This is a genomic window from Mycobacterium sp. ELW1 (assembly GCF_008329905.1).
GTDB lineage: Bacteria > Actinomycetota > Actinomycetes > Mycobacteriales > Mycobacteriaceae > Mycobacterium.
This window is the reverse complement of sequence record NZ_CP032155.1, coordinates 2,236,534-2,260,571: the sequence shown is the minus strand read 5'-3', so window position 1 is coordinate 2,260,571 and position 24,038 is coordinate 2,236,534. Positions and strand designations below refer to the sequence as shown.

Annotated in this window: 24 protein-coding genes; 7 read left to right on the top strand and 17 right to left on the bottom strand. The window is 67.9% G+C overall.

All coding sequences use genetic code 11. From position 1 onward, the window contains the following. The first annotated feature begins 136 nt into the window (after positions 1-136). Positions 137-1,141 carry an aldo/keto reductase gene (locus tag D3H54_RS10465; RefSeq protein ID WP_149378976.1) on the top strand — a complete coding sequence of 335 codons (1,005 nt, stop codon included), beginning with the start codon at positions 137-139 and terminating at the stop codon, positions 1,139-1,141. Here the strand turns inward: D3H54_RS10465 and D3H54_RS10460 are convergent. From D3H54_RS10460 to glnT, 3 genes are read right to left on the bottom strand one after another with little or no spacing between them, the layout of a single operon-like run. Continuing rightward, positions 1,104-1,859, bottom strand: coding sequence for a TetR/AcrR family transcriptional regulator (locus D3H54_RS10460; protein ID WP_286199201.1), 756 nt, complete (start codon positions 1,857-1,859; stop codon positions 1,104-1,106). The two genes, D3H54_RS10465 and D3H54_RS10460, sit on opposite strands and share 38 nt — an antisense overlap. Before the next feature lie 29 nt (positions 1,860-1,888). Next, positions 1,889-2,632, bottom strand: a complete 744-nt coding sequence (locus D3H54_RS10455) for a creatininase family protein (RefSeq protein WP_149378974.1) — start codon at positions 2,630-2,632, stop codon at positions 1,889-1,891. Next, positions 2,632-3,999, bottom strand: a complete 1,368-nt coding sequence (glnT, locus tag D3H54_RS10450; RefSeq protein ID WP_149378973.1) for a type III glutamate--ammonia ligase — start codon at positions 3,997-3,999, stop codon at positions 2,632-2,634. The genes D3H54_RS10455 and glnT overlap by 1 nt, the downstream gene beginning before the upstream one ends. A 240-nt stretch (positions 4,000-4,239) precedes the next feature. On the opposite strand from glnT, the gene D3H54_RS10445 reads away from it, so the two are divergent. After that, positions 4,240-5,070 carry a ribonuclease Z gene (locus tag D3H54_RS10445; RefSeq protein ID WP_149378972.1) on the top strand — a complete coding sequence of 277 codons (831 nt, stop codon included), beginning with the start codon at positions 4,240-4,242 and terminating at the stop codon, positions 5,068-5,070. A gap of 96 nt (positions 5,071-5,166) precedes the next feature. Further along, positions 5,167-6,720 (top strand): PepSY-associated TM helix domain-containing protein, encoded by a 1,554-nt coding sequence (locus tag D3H54_RS10440; RefSeq protein WP_149378971.1) that lies wholly within the window; start codon positions 5,167-5,169, stop codon positions 6,718-6,720. On the opposite strand, the gene D3H54_RS10435 is transcribed toward D3H54_RS10440, so the two are convergent. From D3H54_RS10435 to D3H54_RS10425, 3 genes are read right to left on the bottom strand one after another with little or no spacing between them, the layout of a single operon-like run. Beyond that, positions 6,660-7,499, bottom strand: coding sequence for a transglutaminase family protein (locus D3H54_RS10435; protein WP_149378970.1), 840 nt, complete (start codon positions 7,497-7,499; stop codon positions 6,660-6,662). The two genes, D3H54_RS10440 and D3H54_RS10435, sit on opposite strands and share 61 nt — an antisense overlap. Next, a complete protein-coding gene (locus D3H54_RS10430) occupies positions 7,499-8,476 on the bottom strand; it encodes an alpha-E domain-containing protein (RefSeq protein ID WP_149378969.1) in 978 nt (325 codons plus the stop codon). The genes D3H54_RS10435 and D3H54_RS10430 overlap by 1 nt, the downstream gene beginning before the upstream one ends. Then, a complete protein-coding gene (locus tag D3H54_RS10425; RefSeq protein WP_502707762.1) occupies positions 8,476-10,041 on the bottom strand; it encodes a circularly permuted type 2 ATP-grasp protein in 1,566 nt (521 codons plus the stop codon). Before D3H54_RS10425 ends, D3H54_RS10430 begins: the two co-directional genes overlap by 1 nt. Before the next feature lie 287 nt (positions 10,042-10,328). Between D3H54_RS10425 and rpsT the strand changes: the two genes are divergently transcribed. Then, on the top strand, positions 10,329-10,589 hold the full coding sequence (gene rpsT, locus D3H54_RS10420) for a 30S ribosomal protein S20 (RefSeq protein WP_149378968.1): 261 nt from the start codon (positions 10,329-10,331) through the stop codon (positions 10,587-10,589). A gap of 1 nt (position 10,590) precedes the next feature. On the opposite strand, the gene holA is transcribed toward rpsT, so the two are convergent. From holA to D3H54_RS10405, 3 genes are read right to left on the bottom strand one after another with little or no spacing between them, the layout of a single operon-like run. Beyond that, positions 10,591-11,544 (bottom strand): DNA polymerase III subunit delta, encoded by a 954-nt coding sequence (gene holA, locus D3H54_RS10415; RefSeq protein WP_168215059.1) that lies wholly within the window; start codon positions 11,542-11,544, stop codon positions 10,591-10,593. Further along, positions 11,525-13,057 carry a ComEC/Rec2 family competence protein gene (locus D3H54_RS10410; RefSeq protein WP_149378966.1) on the bottom strand — a complete coding sequence of 511 codons (1,533 nt, stop codon included), beginning with the start codon at positions 13,055-13,057 and terminating at the stop codon, positions 11,525-11,527. Before D3H54_RS10410 ends, holA begins: the two co-directional genes overlap by 20 nt. Then, on the bottom strand, positions 13,054-13,857 hold the full coding sequence (locus tag D3H54_RS10405) for a ComEA family DNA-binding protein (RefSeq protein ID WP_149378965.1): 804 nt from the start codon (positions 13,855-13,857) through the stop codon (positions 13,054-13,056). Before D3H54_RS10405 ends, D3H54_RS10410 begins: the two co-directional genes overlap by 4 nt. Positions 13,858-13,977: 120 nt before the next feature. Between D3H54_RS10405 and D3H54_RS10400 the strand changes: the two genes are divergently transcribed. Both D3H54_RS10400 and D3H54_RS10395 read left to right on the top strand, forming a co-directional pair. Then, a complete protein-coding gene (locus D3H54_RS10400) occupies positions 13,978-15,036 on the top strand; it encodes an NAD(P)H-dependent amine dehydrogenase family protein (RefSeq protein WP_149378964.1) in 1,059 nt (352 codons plus the stop codon). A gap of 90 nt (positions 15,037-15,126) precedes the next feature. After that, positions 15,127-15,675, top strand: coding sequence for a YceI family protein (locus tag D3H54_RS10395; protein WP_149378963.1), 549 nt, complete (start codon positions 15,127-15,129; stop codon positions 15,673-15,675). Here the strand turns inward: D3H54_RS10395 and D3H54_RS10390 are convergent. From D3H54_RS10390 to nadD, 5 genes are read right to left on the bottom strand one after another with little or no spacing between them, the layout of a single operon-like run. After that, positions 15,662-16,525, bottom strand: a complete 864-nt coding sequence (locus D3H54_RS10390) for a DegV family protein (RefSeq protein WP_149378962.1) — start codon at positions 16,523-16,525, stop codon at positions 15,662-15,664. The genes D3H54_RS10395 and D3H54_RS10390 overlap by 14 nt on opposite strands. A 3-nt stretch (positions 16,526-16,528) precedes the next feature. Further along, a complete protein-coding gene (gene octT / locus D3H54_RS10385) occupies positions 16,529-17,260 on the bottom strand; it encodes a diglucosylglycerate octanoyltransferase (RefSeq protein WP_149378961.1) in 732 nt (243 codons plus the stop codon). Continuing rightward, a complete protein-coding gene (gpgP, locus tag D3H54_RS10380) occupies positions 17,250-17,918 on the bottom strand; it encodes a glucosyl-3-phosphoglycerate phosphatase (RefSeq protein WP_149378960.1) in 669 nt (222 codons plus the stop codon). Before gpgP ends, octT begins: the two co-directional genes overlap by 11 nt. Further along, positions 17,915-18,298, bottom strand: a complete 384-nt coding sequence (gene rsfS / locus D3H54_RS10375; protein WP_149378959.1) for a ribosome silencing factor — start codon at positions 18,296-18,298, stop codon at positions 17,915-17,917. Before rsfS ends, gpgP begins: the two co-directional genes overlap by 4 nt. Further along, positions 18,295-18,960, bottom strand: coding sequence for a nicotinate-nucleotide adenylyltransferase (gene nadD / locus D3H54_RS10370; RefSeq protein WP_286199200.1), 666 nt, complete (start codon positions 18,958-18,960; stop codon positions 18,295-18,297). Before nadD ends, rsfS begins: the two co-directional genes overlap by 4 nt. A gap of 150 nt (positions 18,961-19,110) precedes the next feature. Between nadD and D3H54_RS10365 the strand changes: the two genes are divergently transcribed. Further along, complete coding sequence (locus D3H54_RS10365; protein ID WP_286199199.1) at positions 19,111-20,325, top strand: PE-PPE domain-containing protein; 1,215 nt, start codon at positions 19,111-19,113, stop codon at positions 20,323-20,325. A gap of 77 nt (positions 20,326-20,402) precedes the next feature. On the opposite strand, the gene D3H54_RS10360 is transcribed toward D3H54_RS10365, so the two are convergent. From D3H54_RS10360 to D3H54_RS10350, 3 genes are read right to left on the bottom strand one after another with little or no spacing between them, the layout of a single operon-like run. Beyond that, complete coding sequence (locus D3H54_RS10360; protein ID WP_115320712.1) at positions 20,403-21,848, bottom strand: vWA domain-containing protein; 1,446 nt, start codon at positions 21,846-21,848, stop codon at positions 20,403-20,405. A gap of 4 nt (positions 21,849-21,852) precedes the next feature. Beyond that, positions 21,853-22,731 (bottom strand): AAA family ATPase, encoded by an 879-nt coding sequence (locus D3H54_RS10355; RefSeq protein ID WP_149378957.1) that lies wholly within the window; start codon positions 22,729-22,731, stop codon positions 21,853-21,855. A gap of 19 nt (positions 22,732-22,750) precedes the next feature. Further along, the gene (locus D3H54_RS10350; protein ID WP_149378956.1) at positions 22,751-24,037 is read right to left on the bottom strand and encodes a glutamate-5-semialdehyde dehydrogenase; all 1,287 of its coding nucleotides are present in this window, start codon (positions 24,035-24,037) and stop codon (positions 22,751-22,753) included. Between the last annotated feature and the right edge of the window lies 1 nt (position 24,038).

Sequence of the window (24,038 nt, the reverse complement as noted above, 5' to 3'; positions counted from 1 at the left end):
GATGTCGGCGATACGCATCGCCACCCCCTTGTGATGGATGTCACACCAGGTTAAGGCTTAGTGCGGTGCCGGGGAAGCAAACCGCAATGGTTGCGTTGAGACAGAACAGGCGACCACGAGACACGAGGAGATCCGCATGGGCACCTTGCCGAAAACGCAGCTGGGCGACGGTTTGACGGTCAGCGCCATCGGGTTCGGCGGGATGGCGCTGACGCCGGTCTACGGCGCGGTCGACGACACCGAGTCACTGGCGACGCTGAACCACTGCCTGGACGTCGGGATGACCTTCATCGACACCGCCAACGTCTACGGCGGCGGTGCCAACGAGCGACTCATCGGCCAGGTGCTGGCCGGCCGCCGCGACGAGGTCACGCTGGCGACGAAATTCGGGATCGACGGCGACCCGACGACGGGCAAGCTCAAGGCCCGCGGTGATGCGGAGTACGTACGCCGCTGCGTCGACGAGAGCCTGGGCCGGCTCGGCACCGACGTGATCGACCTCTACTACATGCACCGCCGCGACGTGTCGCTGCCGATCGAGGAGACGGTGGGCGCCATGGCCGAACTGGTCACCGCGGGCAAAGTGCGCCACCTCGGCCTGTCCGAGGTGACCGCAGACGAGTTGCGCGCGGCCGCCGCCGTACACCCGATCGCCGCCGTGCAGAGCGAATGGTCGATCTGGAGCCGCGACGTCGAACGCAACGTGGTGCCGGCGGCCGCTGAACTCGGCGTCGGCTTCGTGCCGTATTCGCCGCTGGGGCGCGGCTTCCTCACCGGGACCATCCGGTCGGCGGCCGACCTCTCCTCAGCGGGAGATTTCCGCAGCCGCATCCCACGCTTCGCCGAAGACGTACTGGACGCCAATCTTGCTGTGGTGCAGGTGGTTTCCTCGATCGCCAACGAGGTGGGCGCGACGCCGGCGCAGGTGGCGCTGGCATGGCTGCGGCAGCGTGCCGAGGTCCTCGGCGTGGCATCGGTGCCGATCCCGGGCACTCGGCGCGCGGCGCGCGTCGACGAGAACGCCGCGTCGTTGTCGGTGCAGCTCAACGCCGATCAGGTGGTGGCTCTGGAGGCCGCCGGCGCGAGCGTGTCCGGCCACCGCTCTATTGATCCGAATTGGGTGTCCTCGGCACGGGAGTGAAGCCGGCGGTCGCGACGGCGGCGTCGTCGAATTGAGCGGCCACAGCACTGATCCGGCTGATCTCGCTGGGCCGCTTGAGGAGTCCGCGGACCGAGATGATGGCAACCTGCTCGGCGACCCGGACCGCCTCGGCCACCCGGTCGCCCTCATCGGTGTGCAGGCGGGTGCGCTTCTGTGCGCCCTCGTCGAAGTTCAGCAGCAACCCTGCCGTTTCCTCCCGATCGCAGTCGATGAACTTGCCCTCCGCGATCGCCGCACCGATCAGGTCGGACACCCAGTCCTTGAGCCGCTCGTAGTCGGTCCAGAACTGGTGGAAGTCAGCCCGCTGGTCGTGGGCGATCCGCTGGATCTCGTTGAAGTCGATCGGCGAGAGGGCCAACTGGATGGTGTCGAACCGCAACAGCCGGTAGAGCTTGACGGCCGGTGATCCCGAACCGGCACCGACCTCGGCGATGAACTTCAGCGGCGCCCGGTTCACCAGCAGCGTCTCCCCCAGCAGCTGCTCCTTGCTGCGGAACCAGTAGTACAGCGACGACTGCTGCAGGCCGACGGCCCGCGCGATGTCGCTCATTGTGGTTTGCGCATAACCTTTTTCGGAGAACAACCGGGTCGCGGCGTTGACGATCCCGGTACGTGGCGAGGTCGTCGCCGCCGAATCGGCATCGTTGCGGGGCCGTCCGATCACTCGAACCCGTGACCGGCCCTGCGGTGTCGGCACGTCGCGAATTGTACGGCCGGGATCTGCCGTCATCCCAGCGGTGGGACTTCACTGTGCGCGCGCGTCACCACGTCGCGTGCCGCGGCCACGACGTCCGCCCACAACTGGAGGCCGTAGCTCTTCGAGGCCCGCGACGGGTACCCCGTCACTCCGTTGGTGGAGACCTGCTGGACGGGATAACGGAACACCGTGCCCGCGGTGCGGTCCGGGTCGTCGGCGTCGAGCATCGCGTCGACGTCCACGAGTTCTGGCCGAACCGCCAGCATCAGCGAGGTTTCCGCGGCATTGGCGTGCCAGTCGACCGCATCCTCGGTGGCTCGCCGCGCGATGTCGGGTGTCAGATCCCACCACTGCATGACGCCGATGCGCTGGTCGGGATGGTGTCTGCGAAACCGGTCGCAGGCCAACCACAATGGCGCGCTGTTGCCGACGTGACCGTTGACGAACAGGACGCGGCGCACCCCGGAGTCCACACACGCCTCGGCGACCCGGACCGCTGCGGTCGCGGTCTGGTCCCCGTCGAACGCCACCGTGCCCGGCGGCGCGGTGCCGTGAAAGAAGCTGGCGCCGAACGCGATCGCAGGCAACACCAGAGCGTGCTCACCGGCGGCCGCCTGGGCGACGGCGGTGGCCATGATGGTGTCGGTGCCCACCGGCAGATGGGGCCCGTGCTGTTCGGTGGCGCCGACGGGGATCAGGGCAACGGTGTCGGGGTCGGTGGAAAGCCGGTGGGCGATCTGCACCGAGTTGAGGTCTTCCCAGCGGTTGCTCATCAGAAGAACCGCAGGTAGCGATCGGACTCCCACGACGAGACGTGCGCGTTGTAGGAATCCCACTCGAGCTTCTTCTCGGAGACGAACGAGTCGTACATGGCCGTGCCGAACACACTGCGCACCAAGGGGTCTGCTTCGATCGCGTCGATGGCCTCACCGAGTGAGCGGGGCAACCAGGTGATACCGCGCTCGATCAGGTCGGCTTCCGAGAGCCGGTAGAGGTTGTCGCGGTTGGGCGCACCGGGGTCGAGCCCCTCCCGGATACCTTCCAGCCCGGCGGCCAGCATCAGGGCCGCGCCCAGATAAGGGTTGTTGGCGCTGTCGGCGGCGCGGCATTCGACGCGGCCGCCGCCCCGGGGGATCCGCAGCATGTTGGTGCGGTTGTTGTCGCCGTAGCAGGCGAAGATCGGGGCCCACGTCAGGCCGGACATGCTGCCCTGCTTGACCAGTCGCTTGTAACTGTTGACCGTCGGCGCGATGGCCGCGCAGATCGCCGGCGCGTGGCGCAGCACACCGGCGATGAACTGGTAGCCGAGCCGGGACAGCCCGCAGCCATGCGGATCGTCACTGGATTCGAAGAGGTTGGTCCCGTCGGCGTCGGCCAGTGACATGTTGTAGTGCGCGCCGCTGCCCGTTCGATCGGCGAAGGGTTTCGGCATCCACGAGGCGAACAGGCCGTGCTTGCGGGCGATCTCGCCGACCATCATCCGGAAGAAGACGAACCGGTCGGCCATCGACACCGCGTCGGTATAGGTGAAGTCGGTCTCGAACTGACCGTTGCCGTCCTCGTGGTCGAAAGAGTAGACATCCCAGCCCAGTTCGTTCATCGCCGCCACGATTTCGTCGACCACTCCGAAGTTGTGCAGCATGCCGCGCAGGTCGTAGCAGGGTTTGTCGAGGTTGTCGTCGGGGCTGGCGGGCTCCGGCACCCCGGTGCGATCGGACAGCAGGAAGAACTCCGTCTCGATCCCGAGGTTGAAGGTGTAGCCCAGGGTCGCCGCCTCGGCGGTGACCCGCTTGAGGATCTGGCGGCTGCACGACACGAACGGGCTGTCACCGACCCACAGATCGCCGGGGAACCATGCGATCTCGCGATTGAACGGCATGACGATCGCCGCGTCGAGGTCCGGGTGCGGCGCGACCTCGTCGTCGTTGACATCCTGCGGCACACCGTCCAGGGCGGCCCCGGTGAACATCTCCGACCCGTTCGCGGCCTGCTCCAAGTGGGCCAACGGCACCATCTTCGCCTTCGGCTTGCCGTGCATGTCGACGAAGCTGATCGCCGCGTAGCGGACTCCCGCGGCGGTCAGCTTCTCGGCGACCTCGCGGACGTCGGTGTGCGCCTGCCCGTTGAGCGTGCTTGTCATCTGTTCCCTTTCGCAGCCGGTCGACGCCACGGTAGCCACGCTCTGTAACTGCGCTGTTTCCAACGAGTGAATGACCTATTGAAACTTTTTGGATAGCGATGCCTGTGAACTGAGCAGTTGGCAATATCTGCTGGCCGAGATGTGTCAATAGGTCATTGAAAAGCGCATGCGCTGTGAAACCCGCCATGCCGGGAACCAATTGCCCCCGAGTCGCTGCCCGGCAGGGTAGTAATTAACCCCATGATCGACGTCACTCTGCTCGGCACCGGAAGCCCGATGGTCGACCCGAATCGCGCCGGGCCGTCAACCCTGGTCAAAGCCGGCGACTCGCTGTTCCTGGTGGACTGCGGGCGCGGGGTGCTGATGCGGGCCGCCGCGGCGGGCGTCGGCGCCGCCAACATCACCGCGCTGCTCCTCACCCATCTGCACAGCGACCACATCACCGACCTGTCCGATGTGATCACCACCCGCTGGGTCACCACGTTCGTGCCCAGCCCGCTGCCGATCATCGGGCCGCCCGGCACCAAGGCCGTCGTCGACGCGACGCTGGCGGCGTTGGCACCCGACATCTCCTACCGCATCGGCCACCACCCCGACATCACCGAACCGCCGTCGATTCAGGTGCACGAATACGCCTCCGGTCAGGTGTGGGACGACGGCGGCGTCCGGATCACCGCGGCGCCGACCGATCACCGTCCGGTCGAGCCGACGCTCGGTTTCCGCGTCGAACACGACGGGGTCTCGGTCGTGCTGGCCGGTGACACCGTGCCCTGCGCCGGGCTCGACGAACTCGCCAAGGGGGCGAACGCACTGGTGCACACGGTGATCCGCGCGGATCTCGTCGAGCAGATGCCTGTTCAGCGGATCCGGGACATCCTCGACTATCACTCCTCGGTCGAGCAGGCCGCCGCCACCGCGGCCCGCGCCGGGGTCGGCACCCTGGTGCTCACCCACTATGTACCGCCGCTGGTGCCCGGCCAGGAAGACCAGTGGCGCGCCAAGGCGGCGACCGAGTTCAGTGGCCCGGTGGAGATCGGCAACGACCTACATCGGGTGTCCGTCGGGAACTAGCCGTCGGAACTAGCCGTCGGGAACTAGCCGTCGGGAACTAGCCGTCGGGAACTAGCCGTCGGGAACTAAGCCGCCCCGTCGCCCGACTTATGGGCGATGACGACGACGGAGACTTCGACGCGCCGCGGTGATGCGGCTGTGCTGCGCCGGATCTGGCGGCTGCACTTCTGGGTTGGGCTGTTCGCCGCGCCGGTGCTGGTGGTGCTGGCCTGCAGCGGCCTGGTGATCCTCTACAGCCAACCGCTGGACGCCCTGCTCAACCGGCATCTGCTCGTCGTCGAGCAGGGACCGCAGACGGTTCCCCTCGACGCGCAGGTGGCGACCGCCACCCAGCACGCCGGCGCCGGAAGCACACTGGAGGCGGTCACGCCGCCGGACGGACCGAATGCCTCGACCCGGGTGGACTTCTCCGCTGCCGACGCCAAGGGCTACCCGCAGGCCGAAGCCAACGTCATCCAGGTGTTCGTCGATCCCTACACGGGCGCCTATCTGGGGCAGCGCGATCAACTGTCCGGATTGGTCGGCTGGGCCAATCAGCTGCATCGGATGTTCGGCAACGACGGCCCGCATATCCAGCTGCCCTCGTTGGGACACCTCATCAATCCGTCCGCGTATCCCGAGTCGACCATCCCGGTCGGGATCGGCAACCTGTGGATGGAGCTGACCGCGACCTGGATCCTGGTGCTGCTCGGCAGCGGCATCTATCTGTGGTGGCCGCGTGCCGCCGAAGCCGCCAAGCCGCTGCTGCGCGTGCGATGGCGTGCCGGCGGCCGGCTTCGGTGGCGCGATGTGCATGCGCTGACCGGCGTTGTCGTCGCGGTCATCCTGATCTGCTACATCCTGTCCGGGATGACCTGGACGCGGTACTGGGGTGAGAACTGGCGGGCGGTGACCGCGACGGTCACCCCGTCCACCGAAATCGATGCCCCCTCAACGCCTGCGAAGCTCGGCGACTACGACCGTCTGGGGCGCCGCATCGCCTGGTCCGCCACCGACGACCCGATCTACGCGTCGCAGTCTCCCGCGGGCGCGACCCGGATGTCCTACAACGACATTGACCGGATCGCGAAGGACGAGCACATGGTGCCGGGCTATTCGATCTTCCCGCCGACTGATACGACGCAGGACGGAACCACGGTCTACGGCAGCTACACGGTGGTCAACCGGTGGCCGCAACGAGTGTCCGAACAGCGGACGTTGTATCTGAACCAGTTCACCGGCGCCACCATCACCAACGCCACCGCCGCCCAGGACGGTGCCCTGTCCCGGTTGACGAGCTTCGGGATCGCCATGCACATGGGCAACCAAATGGGTTGGCTCACCCGCATTTCGGCCACCGTCGCCTGCCTCGGTGTTCTTCTCAGCGCGGCGACAGGATTGCTGATGTGGTGGAAACGCCGCCCCGCCGGCCGCAGCGGGCTACCCGGCCCGGCCAGCGAATCCACCCGGGCGAACACCCCGAAGAAGGCGATGATCGCCGTGACCGCGATCGCGGTCGTTCTCGGAATCTTGTTCCCGGTCTTCGGTATATCGCTGCTGGTGGTGCTGGTGGCCGAGGCGATCATCAGTGCTCGGCGGCCACCGGCCGATCATGCCAGTCTGGTGACCTCCACGACCACATCGAGATCGGTCGAGCCCTCGCCGGAGTAGATGCCCTTCAGCGGCGTCACGTCGGCGTAGTCCCGCCCGACGCCGACGCTGATGTACTGCTCGTTGATCTCTTTGTCGTTGGTCGGGTCGTAGTTCCACCACCCACCCGTCCAGGCCTGGACCCATGCGTGGCTCTGCCCGTCGATGGTGTCTCCGATCACGGCATCGCGATTGGGGTGCAGATACCCCGACACGTACCGAGCCGGAATTCCCATGCCACGCAACAGGATCAGCGTCAGATGGGCAAAGTCCTGACACACACCCTTGCCTTCGCGGAGAGCGTCGATACCCGACGAGTGCACACCGGTGGTGCCGGGAACGTAGTTCAGTTCGCTGTGCACCCATTGAGCGGCGGCGATCACGGCGTGCACCGGATCGTTCTCCTTGATGATGCGTTTGCCGACCCGCTCGAGTCGCCGGCTGGCCGGCGCGTAGTGCGTCGGAGTCAGCACCTCGTCGAACCGGTCCCGGACCGCCGCGGACGCCAGCTCATCCCACGTCACGTCCTCGCTCGGAGGTTCCGGCTTGTCGGTCTCGACCACCGATGACGCTGTCACCTCCAACTCGGTGTGCGGCGCGTGCAGGTCGAAAGCCGTTACCGCCGTGCCCCAATAGTCGACGTAACGGTAATTTCGGGTCGCCGGGATGGTCTCCACGCGGTTGAGGATGACGTTCTGCCGGGAGTCCGAGCGCGGCGTCAGCCGAGCTTCGTTGTACGACGCGGTGACCGGTGATTTGTAGGCGTACCCCGTCGCGTGTACGACCCGCATCCGCCACATCAGATTTCCCCTTCCTCGATCACCAGCAAGCCCGGCTGCCCGGCGTCAGACCACGCGACCCACGGCGCGGAGTGGAAGTACTGCAGCGCCACCGCATCTCCGACGTCGCGACAGGTTGCCTGCAGTCCGGCCAGCCGTTCCTCCAGCGACTCGAGCAGCACACCGGGCCCGATGAACTCCAACTCGCTGCGGGCGCGGCCGAGTAGACGCTGAGCCTCGGCGGTGGAACCCAACCGGTTGTGCGGGCGGTGCATGAGCTCGTCGAGACTGTGCTCGGCCAGCTTGAGCGAGTAGTAGATCGAACGTGGGAAAAGCCGGTCCAGCAACATGAATTCGACGACCCGACTGGCGTCGAGCACCCCGCGGTAGGTGCGCAGGTAGGTGTCGTGGGCACCCGCCGAACGCAACACCGTCACCCAGGCGGGCGACGATGCGCTGTCGCCCACCCGGGACAGCAGCAGCCGCACTGTCATGTCGACCCGCTCGATGGCGCGGCCGAGCACCAGGAAGCGGTACCCGTCGTCGCGGGACAGCGTCGAATCGGCCAGCCCCGCGAACATCGCTGCCCGGCCCTCGATGAAGCTGAAGAACTCGTGCGGGCCGAGCCGGCGGGCCGCCCGCTCCCTTTCGGCGAGCGCGTTGTAGGTGGTGTTCAGGCACTCCCACATGTCACTGGAGGTGACTTCCCGTGCAGATCGGGCGTTTTCACGGGCCGCCGAGATCGCCTCGACGATCGAGCAGCCGCCTGCGGTATCGCGGCTGAATGCCACCAGGTCGGTCAGTGACCACAGATCGAGCTGATGTTTGGGCGGCTCGATTCCCAGCACCTGCAACAGAATCCGCGAGGTCTGGTCAGGATCGACGCTCGAGTCCTCGAGCAGCTGGTGCACAGTCACATCGAGAATGCGGGCGATGTCGTCGGCGCGCTCGACGTAGCGCCCGATCCAGTAGAGCGCCTCGGCGTTGCGGGCCAGCATCAGCGCATCACCTGCTGCTGTTGCTGTTGCTGTTGCTGTTGCTGGCTCTGGCTCTGCTGCTGTTGGCCTTGTTGCTGCTGACCGGACGACTCGGGGCCTTTCTCGGCGACCGGCGCCTTTCCGGGTTTGGGAATCTTGCGCACCACCTCGGCGTCACCGAGTTCGCGGGCGGCCACCGATGTCTTCGAGGCCAGCACCCAGGTGTCTTTGGATCCCCCGCCCTGGCTGGAGTTGACCACCAGCGACCCCTCGATCAGCGCCGTGCGGGTCAGTCCGCCGGGCAGCACCCAGACATCCTCGCCGTCGTTGACGGCGAACGGCCGCAGATCGACGTGACGCGGGGCAAGGGCATCGCCGACCTTGGTGGGCACCGTCGACAACTGGACGACCGGCTGCGCGATCCAGCCGCGAGGATCCGCGATGACCTTCTTGCGAATGGTCGCCAGTTCCTTCTCGGATGCGTCCGGACCGAACACGATGCCGTAACCGCCGGAACCCTCGACCGGTTTGATCACCAGTTCGTCGATCCGGTCGAGAACTTCCTCGCGCTCCTCGTCGAGCCAGCAGCGGAACGTGTCGACGTTGGCCAACAACGGCTTCTCGCCGAGGTAGTACTCGATGATCGTCGGCACGTAGGTGTAGACCAGTTTGTCGTCGCCGACGCCGTTGCCGACCGCGCTGGAGATCACGACGTTGCCGGCACGTGCGGCGTTCAGCAGGCCCGCCACGCCGAGCACCGAGTCGGGACGGAACTGCATCGGGTCGAGGTAGTCGTCGTCGATGCGGCGGTAGATGACATCGACCTGGCGCTCCCCTTCGGTGGTGCGCATGTAGACGACGTTGTCGCGACAGAACAGATCGCGGCCCTCGACCAGCTCCACGCCCATCTGCCGGGCCAGCAGGGAATGCTCGAAGTAGGCCGAGTTGAACGGCCCCGGGGTGAGCACGACGACCGTCGGGTCGGCCTCGTTGGTGGCCGCGGCATTGCGCAGCGCCCGCAGCAGGTGCGACGAATAGTCACCGACCGCGCGCACCCGGTGGGTGGCGAACAGGTTGGGGAAGACCCGGGCCATGGTCCGCCGGTTCTCCATGACGTAGGACACGCCCGACGGGGAGCGCAGGTTGTCTTCGAGCACCCGGAAGGTGCCCTGGGCGTCGCGAACCAGGTCGATGCCGGCGACGTGGATGCGCACCCCGTTCGGCGGGCTGATGCCGGCAGCCTGCCGGTGGAAGTGCTCGCAGGAGGTGACCAGCCGGCGCGGGATGACCCCGTCACGCAGGATTTCCTGGTCGCCGTAGATGTCGTCGAGGTACATCTCCAGGGCCTTGACCCGTTGGGTGATGCCCCGTTCGAGCCGGGACCACTCAGCGGCGGAGATCACCCGGGGCACCAGGTCGAGCGGGAAGGGTCGCTCCTGACCGGACAGCGAGAACGTGATGCCCTGATCGATGAACGCGCGGCCCAGCGCCTCGGCCCTGGCCTCGAGCTCCTCGGCGTCGGACGGCGCGAGTTCGGCAAAGATTCCCTTGTACGGTCCCCGGACATTGCCCTGGTTGTCGAACATCTCGTCGAAGGCCTTGGCATAGGAGCCGAGGTTGTTGTAGCCGCCGAAGATATGGTCGTGATGCCGAGGTTGTCGCGACCCATTGCGCGACGACCGGTTTGTTTCCGAAGGCAGGGTTCGAAGGCTCACGTGTCCCATGCTGCCGCACGTTCACCGTTTCGGCAGGCCAGTGACCTCCATTTTGTGAGTTCAGGGCCACCACTGGTACTCTGAGCAGTCGCTGCCCGAGGGCCTGACGGCCCCGGCAAGACTGACGAACCCCAAGCTTGAAGACGAGGAACTAACGCGTGGCCAACATCAAGTCGCAGGAAAAGCGCATCCGCACCAACGAGCGGCGCCGGGTGCGCAACAAGTCGGTGAAGAGTGCGCTGCATACCGCGATCCGCGGTTTCCGGACGGCCGCTGCTGAGGGCGACAAGGACAAGGCCGCCGAGCTGCTCGTGACGACCAGCCGCAAGCTGGACAAGGCCGCCAGCAAGGGCGTCATTCACAAGAACCAGGCGGCCAACAAGAAGTCCGCTCTGGCGCAGGCCTTCAACAAGATCTGATTCAGTCCCGGCCGCTTCCAGCGGCCAGTTGCGCCACCTTGCGTACCGCATCCTCCAGCACGTAGTCCGCATCGGCTGCTGCACCCTTGACGTCGGCGTTCAACGCCGCGACCAGCCGCATCGCCGTCGCCACCTTGTCGCGCGACCAGCGCCGCGACTGCTTTTGCGCCTTCTGGATCTTCCACGGCGGCATCCCCAGCTCCGAGGCCAACCGGTACGGGTCGCCGGATACCGGGCCCACCCGCGCGATCGTGTGCACCGCCTCGGCGAGCGCATCGGCCAGCACGACGTGCGGCACGCCGCGCAACATCGCCCAGCGCAGCGCCTCGGCCGAGCCCGCGACATCACCCACCACGGCCTTGTCGGCGATATCGAAGCCGGAGACCTCCGCCTTACCGCTGTGATAGCGCCGGACCGCGATCGCGTCGACATGACCGGCTGTGTCGGCGACCAGCTGTGAGCACGCCGCGGCGAGTTCCCGGATGTCGGAGCCGACGGCGTCGAGCAGCGCGGTGATGGTGTCCTCGTCGACCTTGATCTTCTGTGCGCGGAATTCGGCGCGCACGAAGTCGGCCCGCTCGGCGGCCTTGGTGATCTTGGCGCACGGATGCACCTGGGCGCCGAGCTTCTTGAGCTGATCGGCGAGCGCCTTGGCGCGCCCACCACCGGAGTGTGCGACCGCGAGCACAGTTCCGGGCGGCAGGTCGGCTGCTGCCGTCGCGATCAGCTCCACAGCCTCCTTGCCGGCCTCGGCGGCCGATTCGAGCACCACCACCCGCTCGTCGGCGAACAGCGACGGGCTGAGCAGTTCGGCGAGCTCGTTGACCGACACATCGCCCGCGCGCAACCGGTCCACCGGGACGTCGGCGCCGCCGGACGCGTCGCGGGCCAGCCGCATCACCTCGGAGATGGCGCGGTCCACCAGTAACTCCTCATCACCCAGGATCAGATGCAGACCGTCTACCGTCGCGCTCACCCGATGATCGTTTCATGTGCGGCCGACATCGGCTGACACCGACCTTCACGCATCGCCACACCAGCAACACGGCGAGCGACGTTCCCGCGACGGCCAGCACGCCACCGAGCCCGGACGGCACGCTCACCGCGGCACCGGGGACGTCCGCGGCGGTGGACGCGACGCGCAGCAGCCACCACAGCTCCGGACCGGTGAAGCGGATCAGCAGCCCGGCGGCCGGGGGCAGCAGCCAACACAGCGCGGCGGCCGCGGTACCCAGCACCGTGATCGGCGGGATCACCACGGCGACAGCCAGATTGGCGAGGACGCCGATCACGCTCAGCTTGCCCGATATCGCGGCGACCAACGGTGCGGTGACCAATTGGGCGGCCAACGCGACACACAACGCGTCGGCCAGAGGCTTCGGCCAGCCGCGGGCGATCAGCCGAGCCGACCAGCCGGGGGCCAGCACGATGAGCGCGGCGGTCGCGGACACCGACAGCGCGAAGCCCGCGTCGACAGCCAATTGCGGTGCCGCGATGAGCAATCCGAGTACGGTGGCCGCCAACACCGGAACCGCCTGCCTCCTGCGGGCGCTCACGATGGCCACCAATGCGATGGCGCCCATCACCGCCGCGCGCAACACGCTGGCCGTGGGCTGTACGACGATGACGAACGCCACCAGCGCGACGGCCGCCAGCCCGACCGCCGCGCGCGGTCCCACCAGGCCGGCGGACAGCAGCACGGCGCCGCAGACGATCGTGACGTTGGCGCCGGAGACCGCGGTGAGGTGGGTGAGCCCGGCTGTCTTGAATTCCGTTGCGGTGGTGGGTGATACCGCTGAGGTATCGCCCAATACCAGCCCCGGCAGGATGGCAGCCTGATCGGCGGGCAGCACGTCGCGGGCCGATCGGGCGAACTGGTCACGCACCGCCCGGGCCGCCCGTTGCAGCGGCGACGCCCGCCCCACCGTGGGTCGGCCGGTCGCGTTGAGCACGGCCACCGTCAAGTCGCGCCGGGTCGGCCGGCTGATGCGGGCCTTGAAGCGGACGGGCTGGCCGGCCATCACCTCACCGAAACCCTGTGCCTGCGCGAAAACCACCACACTGCCGGTCATCTCGGCACCGTCGAACTGCGAAAGCGCGGCACGGAACATCAGCCGTCCACTGCCCAGCTGGCGGGGCTCCTCCCCCGGCGTCACCGTCACTGTCGCCACCGCGCCGAATCGCTGTGCGATCGGATGTTCACGGACCGCGTCGCTGCGCATGGCCGCCGCCAGCGCGAAGCCCGCACCCACGACCGCAGCGCCCGCCACCGCGGCGCCGGCCATGCGGAGAACCGGCACCCGCTCGCTGCACCGGCGAGCCAGCAGCGCCCAACCGATGCCGACGCCCGCGCAGGCTGCTGCCAGCAGCGGGCCCACCGCCCACGTGATCGCCACCGCGGTCACCGCCCAGGCCGTCACCGCCGCGGGGACCAGCCGCAGATCGAGCCGGGCCCCCACATCCGTCAAACCCGCACCAGCGCCCGTAGTTTCTCCAGCCGCGCCGGGCCGATGCCGTCGACCTCACCGAGCTGGTCGACGCTGGCGAACTTGCCGTTGGCGTCCCGCCACGCCACGATCGCGGCGGCTGTCACCGGCCCCACGCCCGGAAGCGCATCGAGCTGCTCGACGGTGGCGGCGTTGAGGTTGACCGGCTCTGCCGGTGCGCCCTTCCCCGGCGCCGCCGGCGGATCGGACGCGGCGGGCGGTGTGCCGCTGACCGAACTGCCCAGTGCGGTCGGCTGGCCGGCCGGGGTGCCGATGCCGACGACGATCTGTTCGCCGTCGGTGAGATGGCGCGCCATGTTCAGCCCGAGCGTGTCGGCCCCGTTCAGTGCGCCGCCCGCGGCCGACACCGCGTCGGCGATGCGGGCGTCCGGCGCCAGGGTCACCAGACCGGGCTTGGTGACGAGCCCGACCACGCTGACCACCACAGGCTGGTTGGGATCCGGTCCGGGCCGCGAGGCGGCCGAGGACACCATCTCCACCGGCGGCAGCTTGGCCGACACCACCGGTGGCGGGTCGTCACGCATCAGAGCGAACACCGTGATCAGGACGGCCACAACGGCGATCACCGCCAGCGCGATACCGCCGGAGCGGCCTGGGTCGGCCCGGATCGCGGCCAGCCAGTTCGCACCGCGGTCAGTGCGCCCGTCCGGGATCCAGCTGGGTACCGGGATCTCGTCCTCGTCGTCATCATCAGTCGGCTCACCCGCCGGGTCACCTCGGAGCCGGCGCTGCAGGCCGGCCAGCGGCTCATCGGTTCGCATGCCGCGACCGTAGGACGCGATGACGACTGGAGATCCGCTGTGCGGGACTGCGCGGTGCGAACCTGTGGATGAATCCGGAACTGTGTACACGTCCGAACCTCGCCACCCAGGGAGCACCCCATGACCGCCATCACCGACCGCCCCATCCGGGTGATCCAGTGGACAACCGGCAACATCGGTCGCCGGTCGCTGCACGCGATCATCAGCCGGCCGGATCTGGAACTGGTCGGGGTGTACGCCCACGGCGCCGACAAGCTCGGTGTCGACGCTGCCGAGTTGTCCGGCTGGCCCGAACCCACGGGCGTCACCGCGACCAACGACATCGATGCGCTGCTGGCGGCCAAACCGGACGCCTGCTGCTACAACCCGTTGTGGCCCAGCGTGGACGAGTTGGTGCGGCTGTTGGAGGCCGGCGTCAACGTGTGTTCGTCGGCGGCGTGGATCACCGGGGGCAAGCAGTCACCCGAGGATCTGGCCAGGATCCGAAAGGCTTGTGAGCAAGGCAATTCCACGATCTTCGGTAGCGGCGCGCATCCCGGGATGACGAATATGGTCGGCATGGTGCTCTCCGGTGCCTGCGAGCGCGTCGACGAAATCCGCATCACCGAGTCGGTGGACTGCTCGACCTATGAGTCGGCGGGCACCCAGTCGGCGATGGGATTCGGCTGCGATCCCGACACCGAAGGGCTGGCCGAGAGTGTGCGGGTGGAGAGCGAGGTGTTCGCCGAGTCCGCGGCGATGATGGCCGACGCGATCGGCGCGAAGCTGGACCGGATGACCTTCGATGTCACGTTCACCACCGCCACCGGGGACAGCGACCTCGGGTTCATGACGATTCCGGAGGGCACCGTCGGCGGCGTGTACGGCTACCACCGGGGCTGGGTGGGCGATCGCAATGTCGTCAGCGTCGGGTTCAACTGGATCATGGGCAGTCACGTGGTGCCGCCCAAGCCACTCGAGCACGGTCACGTCATCCAGGTGTACGGGGTGCCCAACATGCGCACGGTGCTGCACTGCCTGCCGCCGAAGAACTGGCCGGAACCGGGCTTCATGGGGCTGGGCATGATCTACACCGCGCTGCCGGTCACCAACGCGGTGCCCGCTGTCGTCGCCGCCAAGCCCGGCATCGCGACGCTGGCCGATCTGCCGCCGGTCACGGGCAGGTTCGCCCCCAGCTGACCGGGCGGGAATGAAACCGGACCACGGTCCGGTTACTTCGTGAGAGGCGTCGGCACAGGGCACGGCGCCGCCGATCAAGGAGATCTCACGATGACCGCAGCGGTTCAGGCCACCGACCTCACCGGAACCTGGTCGATCGACCCCGTCCATTCGTCGATCAGCTTCTCAGTACGTCACCTCGTCGTCAGCAAGGTCCGCGGGACCTTCGGCGCGTTCAGCGGCGCCGTCACCGTCGCGGCCGACGGCACGCCGTCGGTGACCGCCGAGATCGACGTCGCCTCGGTCTACACCGGCAACGAGCAGCGCGATGCGCACCTGCGGGCGCCCGACTTCTTCGACGTCGAGCAGTACCCCACCGCCACCTTCGTTTCGACGGCGGTGATTCCCGACGGCGATACCCACCGGCTCGAGGGCGACTTCACCCTCAAGGGCGTGACTCGCCGGATCAGCCTGCCCGTGCAGTTCAACGGGGTGAATCCCGGCATGGGGCACGGCGCGGTCGCCGGGTTCGAGGCATCAGTGGTGCTGAACCGCAAGGACTTCGGCATCGACATCGACATGCCGTTGGAGACCGGCGGGGCGGTTGTCGGCGACAAGGTCACCATCACCCTCGAAATCGAGGCCCTCAAGCAGGCGTGAGGCGATCCGGCGGGGTGGGATCGAGTGCGACGACGATTCCCACCGCGCCGGCGCCGACGTGCACGCCGAGCACCGGGCCCAGGTCGGTGACGATCACGTCACCGCACCCGGGCAGCGCCGACGCCAACGTGGCGGCCAGTTCCCCTGCGGCGTCGGGATTGTCGATGTGGTGGACTGCGAGCGCGGCATGCCGCTCGCCCACCACCTCGAGAACCTGCTCGATCATGGCGGCCTGGGCCTTGGATGCGGTGCGCACCCGTTGGGCCAGCACCAGCCGGCCCTGATCGTCGATGCGCAGCAGCGGCTTGAGCGCGAGCGCGGTGCCCAACCAGGATGCGGCGGTACCGATGCGGCCGCTGCGGCGCAGGTTGTCCAGCCGCTGCACGACGATATAGGCACGCACCCGGGAAACCGTCGATTCCGCCTCGGCGGCAACGGCTTCCAGGCCAGCTCCGCCGAGCGCGGCACGCGCCGCCGCCAGAGCGACGAACCCGGTGCCCATCCCCGTCGACTTCGAATCCACCACCCGTACGGCACCGTCGAACTCGCGGGCCGCATATTCGGCAGCCCCCAGCGTGCTGGAGAGCTCGCCGGAGATGTGCACGGCCACCACTCCGTCGCCGCCGCTGGCGCGCAATGCCTCCCGATAGGCCGCGGACAGTTCACTCGGGGTCGCCCCGGCTGTCGTCACATGACCGCGTTGATACAGATCGGCCGGGACAGCGTCGACGCCGTCGCGCAGGTCGCGGCCGTCGACCAGGATGTGCAGTGGCACAACGCGGATACCGCAGGCGCGGACGTCATCGGTCCGGAGCCGAGCCGACGAATCGGTGACCACCACGACGGCCATGGATCAGTCGCGCGCGTTGTCGAGTGGGACCCCCGCTTCGGCGAGGGCCTTGAGCATCAGGTCGGCGACACCGGAGTGCGCCTCGAAGTTCCAGTGGATCCCGTCCGGGTTGCCGCGGCCGGCCAGAACCTCCTCGGCCACCGCGGCTTTCAGATCGACCACCGGAATGTCGTGCTGCGCCGCCCACTCGTTGATCGCGGCGACCGTGCCGGGCCTGCCGCGATGGGACATGCCGTAGGTGGGCGCAATGTGCACCGAGGGTACCGACGCGACCATCGGGATACCGGGTCGGTTGAAGTCGATTGCACCGCGGGTCATTTCGAGGTACTCCACCGTCAGGTGCGGCGGCAGCGCCGGACGCGCCATCGGCGAGAGCCTCGGCTGAACCCAGCCGTAGCCGTCGCGCACCCAGCGGCGCAGCCAGGACGGGCGGACGTAGCGGATCAATTCACGCAACGCGGTGGGAAGCGGCGAGGGCAGCGAATCCATCCCGCTCGTCGCGAAGATCACCGCACCGGCGCGGGGCAGCGCGGCCCACGCCCGCGGATCCTGGGTGGCTGCCCACCAGACGTCGCGGCTGGTCCACCCGATGCGACCGATCAGCTCGACGTCCCAACCCAGTTGACGGCCAACAATATTGGGCCAGATCCGCGGATCGTCCGAGGGCAGGCCGCCTTGCGGGCCGTAGTAGGACAGCGAGTCGCAGAAGATCAGAAGTGTCGGCTCAGAGGACATCGTTGGCCACCTGCGCCGAAGCGTTCCACACGTCGAGACGCCAACGGATGTCCTCGAAGGCGGCGTCGTCGGCACCGTGTCCGGACAGCTGCGCCCAACTCGCGTTGCCCATCCCACCCAGCACCGGCCAGCTCTCGACCGGAAGCGCCAGCAGCCCGGCGCACAGCGCAGCGATCAGCCCACCGTGGGCTACCAGCACCAGCGGCCGGTCGGGCTCGTCGACACCCCAGTCACGTTCTGCGGCAACCAATTCGGCAACCAAAGGGACACTGCGGTGGGCGACATCCACCCGGCTCTCGCCGCCGTGCGGAGCCCAGGTGGCGTCGTCGCGCCAGGCCAGCCGCGCACCTGGTGAGATGGCGTCCACCTCATGGTGCGTCAGACCCTGCCAGTCACCGAGGTGGGTTTCGCGGAGCCGGGTGTCGACCTCCACCCGCAGCCCGGTGCGCTCCCCCAGCGCCACCGCGGTGTCGTAAGCGCGGTGCAGATCCGAGGAAACGATGCGCACCGGCTGACGCTTGGCGAGCACCTCGGCAGCGGCAACAGCCTGAGCCCGGCCCAAGTCGGTGAGCTCGCTGTCGAGCTGACCCTGCATACGACTGCCGGCGTTGTACTCCGTCTGCCCGTGGCGCAGCATGACCAGCCTGCGCACCCTCATGGGGTGTCCTCGACCTCAACGTCATCCAGATTCACGCTCAGGAAGGGGCAATCCCGCCACAACCGGTCCAGGGCGTAGAAGTTGCGCTCCTCCTGATGCTGGATGTGCACCACGATGTCGACGTAGTCCAAGAGCACCCAGCGGCCTTCGCGGGTGCCTTCCCGACGGGCCGGCTTGTATCCGGCCAGCCGCATCTTCTCCTCGACCTCGTCGACGATCGCGTTGACCTGCCGCTCGTTGGAGGCCGAGGCGATCACGAAGCAGTCGGTGATCACCAGCTGGCCGGACACGTCGATCACGACGACGTCCTGCGCGAGCTTGGCGGCGGCGGCCCGCGCGGCCACAGTGGCCATCTGGACGGCTTCGTCGGACGCGGTCACGTGGTGGTCTCCTCGATTGTGGTGACGGACAGGCGGTCCACCCGGCCCAGGTCGCGGTAGAGGCCGCGCTTGGACACGTACTGCACGACACCGTCGGGCACCAGGTACCAGATGGGCCGGCTCTTGGCCGCACGCAGCCGGCAGTCGGTGGACGAGATGGCCAGGGCAGGCACCGAGACCAGACTCAGCGCCTCCTCGGGCAGTTGGTCGAACGCGGCGACGATGTGTTCGCCGTTGAGCTCGTAACCGGGCCGGCTCACACCGACGAACTTCGCCAGCGCGAACAGCTCCTCCCAGTTCTGCCAGGACAGGATCGAGGCCAGTGCGTCGGCTCCGGTGATGAAGTACAGGTCGGCGTCGGGATTGAGCGCGCGCAGATCCCGCAGGGTGTCGCTGGTATAGGTGGCCCCGCCGCGATCGATGTCGACGCGGCTCACCGAGAACCGGGGGTTGGCGGCGGTCGCGATGACCGTCATCAGGTAGCGATCCTCGGCCGGGGTCACCTCCCGGGACTTCTGCCACGGCTGGCCGGTGGGCACGAACACCACCTCGTCCAGCTCGAAGAGGTCGGCGACCTCACTGGCCGCGACCAGGTGGCCGTTGTGGATGGGATCGAACGTCCCACCCATCACGCCGAGCCGGCGCCGCGCCGAGGAAACCACGATTGACCAGCTTACGGGAGGCGCAGGTGGGTTTCCTCACGCTCGCGATCGGTCGCGGACTCTGTGCTCTGGCAAAGGCACGTGATGGATATCACCGAAGTTCAGGTAGCCTTTTCCCCGAGTCGAGTTATGCCGATCAAGGGGCCTGTGATGAAGAAGCTCGGTAGCCGACGGATGTCTGTGCCTGTGACGAGTGTGGTGGCTGTGGCCGCGGCGGTCGCGGTAGGGCTGACGCCGACGGTGTCATCGGCACCGGTGCTCACCGCCGCCACCGTGGATTATCTGCGCGGCACGAACATCGGCTGGACCCCCACCGACCAGCAGTACCGCGATTTCATCTCCCGCGTGCTCGACGGCACCGACACCCCGGCCGCCACCCCCACCTCGGCAGGCAACATCGCCTACAACGCCGGGTTCTGGCCGGTGTCGAACAACTACATCTTCGACAAGACGTGGAACCAGTCCGTTGCGCAGGGCGTGAAGAACGTCGAGGCACGCGACCCCCAGGGCGACGTCATCTTCGGACTGTCGCAGGGTGCGGTGGTGCTGTCCCGCTACAAGGCCGCCCACCCCGAGGGCACCGGGAACACCTTTGTCCTCGTCGAGAACCCGAGCCGGCCCAACGGCGGAATCCTGGAACGGTTTGCCGGACTGTACATTCCGGTCCTCGATATCAGCGTGAGCGGGGCGACTCCCGACAACGGCGATACGACGGTCGACGTCGCCCGCCAGTACGACGGCTGGGCCGACTTCCCCACCTATCCCTTGAATCTGCTGGCAACGATCAACGCGATCATGGGCATGATCTACGTCCACGGTCAGACCCAGACCGAGCTCACCGCCGCCGACATCGAGGCCGCGAAGGCCGGCGGCAGCGCGTACTACCAGCAGCATGGCGACACCACGTACTACCTCATCCGGACCCCGCTGGTGCCGCTACTGATGCCGCTCAAGGGAATCGTGCCCGATCCGATTCTGGGCGCGATCGACCCGGTCCTGCGCAAGTTCATCGAAATGGGTTACAACCGAGCCGATTACAGCGCGCCGACGCGAGCGCAGCTGCTGCCGGGAATCAGCCTGCCTGCCTTCCCCAGCCTGCCCGCAGCGGCCAGCGCCACACCGAAGGCCGTCACGGCGGCGGCCGCCGAACCCGAGGTCAGCACGCCTGAGGTGAGCAAGCCCGAGACGCCGGAGGTCAGCACGCCGGCGGCGGAGACGACGCCGAAAGCCGGCACGCCTGCCAAGAAGCCGACCGGCGCGAAGAAGAGCTCTTCGGCCCAGTCGACCGACTCGTCAGGAAGCGACGCGCCGAAGAAGAAGTCGACCGGCGGCAGCGCCCGGCCGTCGGCGAAGAAGGCCGACTAAGTCTTCGCACCGAGATCGACGTTTTGCAGGGCCTTACTCGCGCAAACCCTGCCAAATGTCGGTTTGGGCGATGTGGCTTAGACCGGCAGCAGCTGGTCGATCACCGCGGCGAGCTGCTTGGCAGACCGGCATTCGTGCATGGTGATGACGTCCTCGTAGCGCGGCACCGCCGAATCGCCGCTGCCCCAGAGGTGCCGCGGCTCAGGGTTGAGCCAGTGCGCATGCCGGCTGGAGGTCACCATGTGAGCCAGAATGTCGACGGCCGGATTGCGGTAGTTGGTGCGACCGTCGCCGAGCACCAAAAGCGAACTGCGCGGCGACAACACGTTGTGGAAGTTCTCGGTGAACGAGACGAACGCATTGCCGTAGTCGGAGTGCCCGTCGCGGGTGTACACCCCCGCCTCGCGGGTGATGCGCTGGATCGCGACCGCGAGGTCGGCGTCCGGACCGAACAGGTGTGTCACCTCATCGGTGGTGTCGATGAAGGCGAACACCCGAACCCGGGAGAACTGCTGACGCAAGGCGTTGACCAGCAGCAGGGTGAAGTGACTGAAACCCGCCACCGAACCTGAGACATCGCACAGCACAACGAGTTCCGGGCGGGCCGGGCGCGGCTTGCGCAGCACGACGTCGATCGGAACTCCCCCGGTCGACATCGATTTGCGCAGCGTCTTGCGCAGGTCGATGGAACCGGAGCGGGATCGACGGCGTCGAGCCGCCAGGCGGGTGGCCAGCATCCGCGCCAGCGGACCGACCACCTTGCGCATCTCGCGCAGCTGATCCCCGGATGCCCGCAGGAACTCGACGTTCTCGGACAGCTGCGGGATGCCGTACATCTGGACATGGTCGCGGCCCAGCTGTTCGGCGGTGCGCCGCTTGGTCTCGCTTTCCACCATCCGGCGAAGCTGCGCGATCTTTTGCGCGGCAAGCGCTTTGGCGATCTGCTCCTGCGTGGGAGTGGGGTCGTCGTCGTGCGGTGCGAGCAGACCGGCCAGCAGCCGGCCTTCCAGCTCGTCGAGTCCCATCGCCTTGAGCGCCTGGTACGACGAGTACGACGGTCCGCGACTCGAGGTGTAGCGGCCGTAGGCCTCGACGATCTGGGCGATCATCGCGACCAGCCGCTCGTCCATGTCGCCGATGTCGGGGTTGTCGGCCAGCAGGTCCAGCAGCATTTCCCGCATGGCCTCGATGTCCTCGGGCGGCAGGCCCTGCTGGGGCTCGTCGTCGGCGTCCTCGTCGACCAGCACGGTGCGCCCGCCCAGCGCGGCAGGCCACCACAGGTCGAACAACGCGTCATAGGTCTGACGATGGTCAGCACGCCGCAGCACCGCGCAGGCCAGTCCCTCGCGCAGCGCCTCACGTTCCCCCAGGCCCAGCACTGTCAGTACCCGGCCCGCGTCGACGGTCTCCGAGGGGCCCACCGAGATGCCTTGGGCGCGTAGCGCTTCGACGAAGCCGACCAGATGCCCGGGCAACCCGTGCGGGGCCAGCGGCTGTGCGGGACGCACCCTGCGGACGGCCATCGGTCTAGTTCAGCCGAAGTTCGCCGGTGGCGCGTTGCTGATCGGACTGATGTTTGAGCACCACTCCGAGCGTCGCGGCGATGGTGGCGTCGTCGATGGTGTCCATCCCGAGGGCCAGAATGGTGCGGCCCCAGTCGATGGTCTCGGCGACCGACGGCACCTTCTTGAGCTGCATGCCGCGCAGCACCCCGATGATGCGGACCAGTTCGGCGGCCAGCGACTCGGGCAGCTCGGGCACCCGCGACAACAGGATGCGCCGCTCGAGGTCGGGGTCGGGGAAGTCGATGTGCAGGAACAGGCAGCGGCGCTTGAGCGCCTCGGACAGCTCCCGGGTGGCGTTGGAGGTCAGCACCACGAACGGAGTGCGCGCGGCGGTGATCGTGCCCAATTCCGGGACGGTGACCGCGAAGTCGCTGAGCACCTCCAGCAGCAGGCCTTCGATCTCGATGTCGGCCTTGTCGGTTTCGTCGATCAGCAGCACGGTGGGCTCGGTGCGCCGGATCGCGGTCAGCAGCGGGCGGGACAACAGGAATTCCTCGCTGAAGATGTCGGACTTGGCCTGGTCCCAGTCGTTGGACCCGGACTGCATCCGCAGGATCTGCTTGGCGTGGTTCCACTCATAGAGCGCGCGCGCCTCATCGACACCCTCGTAGCACTGCAGGCGCACCAGACCCGACCCGGTGGTCTGGGCGACCGCGCGGGCGAGTTCGGTCTTGCCGACGCCGGCCGGCCCTTCGACCAACAGGGGCTTGCCCAGCCGGTCGGCGAGGAACACCGCGGTGGCGGTCGCGGTGTCGGGCAGGTAGCCGGTCTCGGCCAGCCGCTTGGCGACATCCTCGATGTCGGCGAACAGCGGCGCCGGGCGGGCCGGGGTTTCAGTCACGGATTCTCCTGTTGTCGTCTCAGGCAGGTCGGGTGTGGCCGTCTCCCCAGACGATCCACTTGGTTGACGTCAATTCGGGCAAACCCATCGGGCCGCGGGCATGCAGCTTCTGGGTGGAGATGCCGATCTCGGCTCCGAAGCCGAACTGCTCGCCGTCGGTGAATGCCGTGGAGGCGTTGACCATCACCGCGGCGGCGTCCACACGTTCGGTGAAGCGTTGCGCCGCTTCAAGATTGGTGGTGACGATCGCCTCGGTATGCCCGGTGCCGTAAGTGTTGATGTGCTCGATGGCGGCGTCGAGGCCGGCCACGGTCGCCACCGCGATGTCCATCGACAGGAACTCCGCCCGCAGGTCGTCCTCGGTCGGGTTGTCGCGGACCGTGACGCCGGCCCGCCGCAGGGCGTCGATCAGGCGCGGTAGCGCGGTGTCGGCCAGCGCCTGGTCGACCAACAGGGTCTCGGCCGCATTGCAGACGCTGGGCCGACGGGTCTTGGCATTGAGGATGATTCGCTCGGCCACGTCGAGGTCGGCGGCGGCGTGGACGTAGACGTGGCAATTGCCGACGCCGGTTTCAATGGTCGGCACGGTGGCATCGCGTACGACGGCGTCGATCAGCCCGGCACCGCCGCGCGGGATCACCACGTCCACCAGCCCGCGGGCTTGGATGAGGTGGGTGACGCTGGAGCGGTCGGCACTGGGCAGCAGCTGGACCGCGTCGTCAGGCAGGCCTTCGGCGGCCAGGGCGCCGCGCAGAGCGGCGACGAGCGCGGCGTTGGAGTTGGCGGCCGAGGAGCTGCCGCGCAGCAGGACTGCGTTGCCGGACTTGAGGGTGAGTCCGAACGCGTCGACGGTCACGTTGGGCCGGCCTTCGTACACGATCCCGACGACGCCGAGCGGAACCCGCTGCTGCCGCAGTTGTAAACCGTTGGGCAGGGTGCGGCCGCGCAACACTTCACCGATCGGGTCCGGCAGCCCGGCGACCTGACGCAGGCCGGCGGCGATGCCGTCGATGCGCTGCGGGTTGAGCGCCAGCCGGTCCAGCATCGCCTCCGCAGTGCCCGCGGCACGTGCGGCGTCGAGGTCGGCGGCGTTGGCGGCCAGGATCGCATCCGCGTGGGCCAGCACGGCGTCCGCGGCGGCATGAAGGGCGCGGTCTTTGATGGTGGTGGTCAGCGTTCCGAGGGTGCGTGAGGCCACCCGCGCCCGGCGGGCGGCGTCGTGAACCTGGTCGCGCAGGTCCGCACCACCCGAACCCTGGGCCGCTGCGCTCCTGCCCGCAGGTGCGGACTCCGCTTCGACACTCATC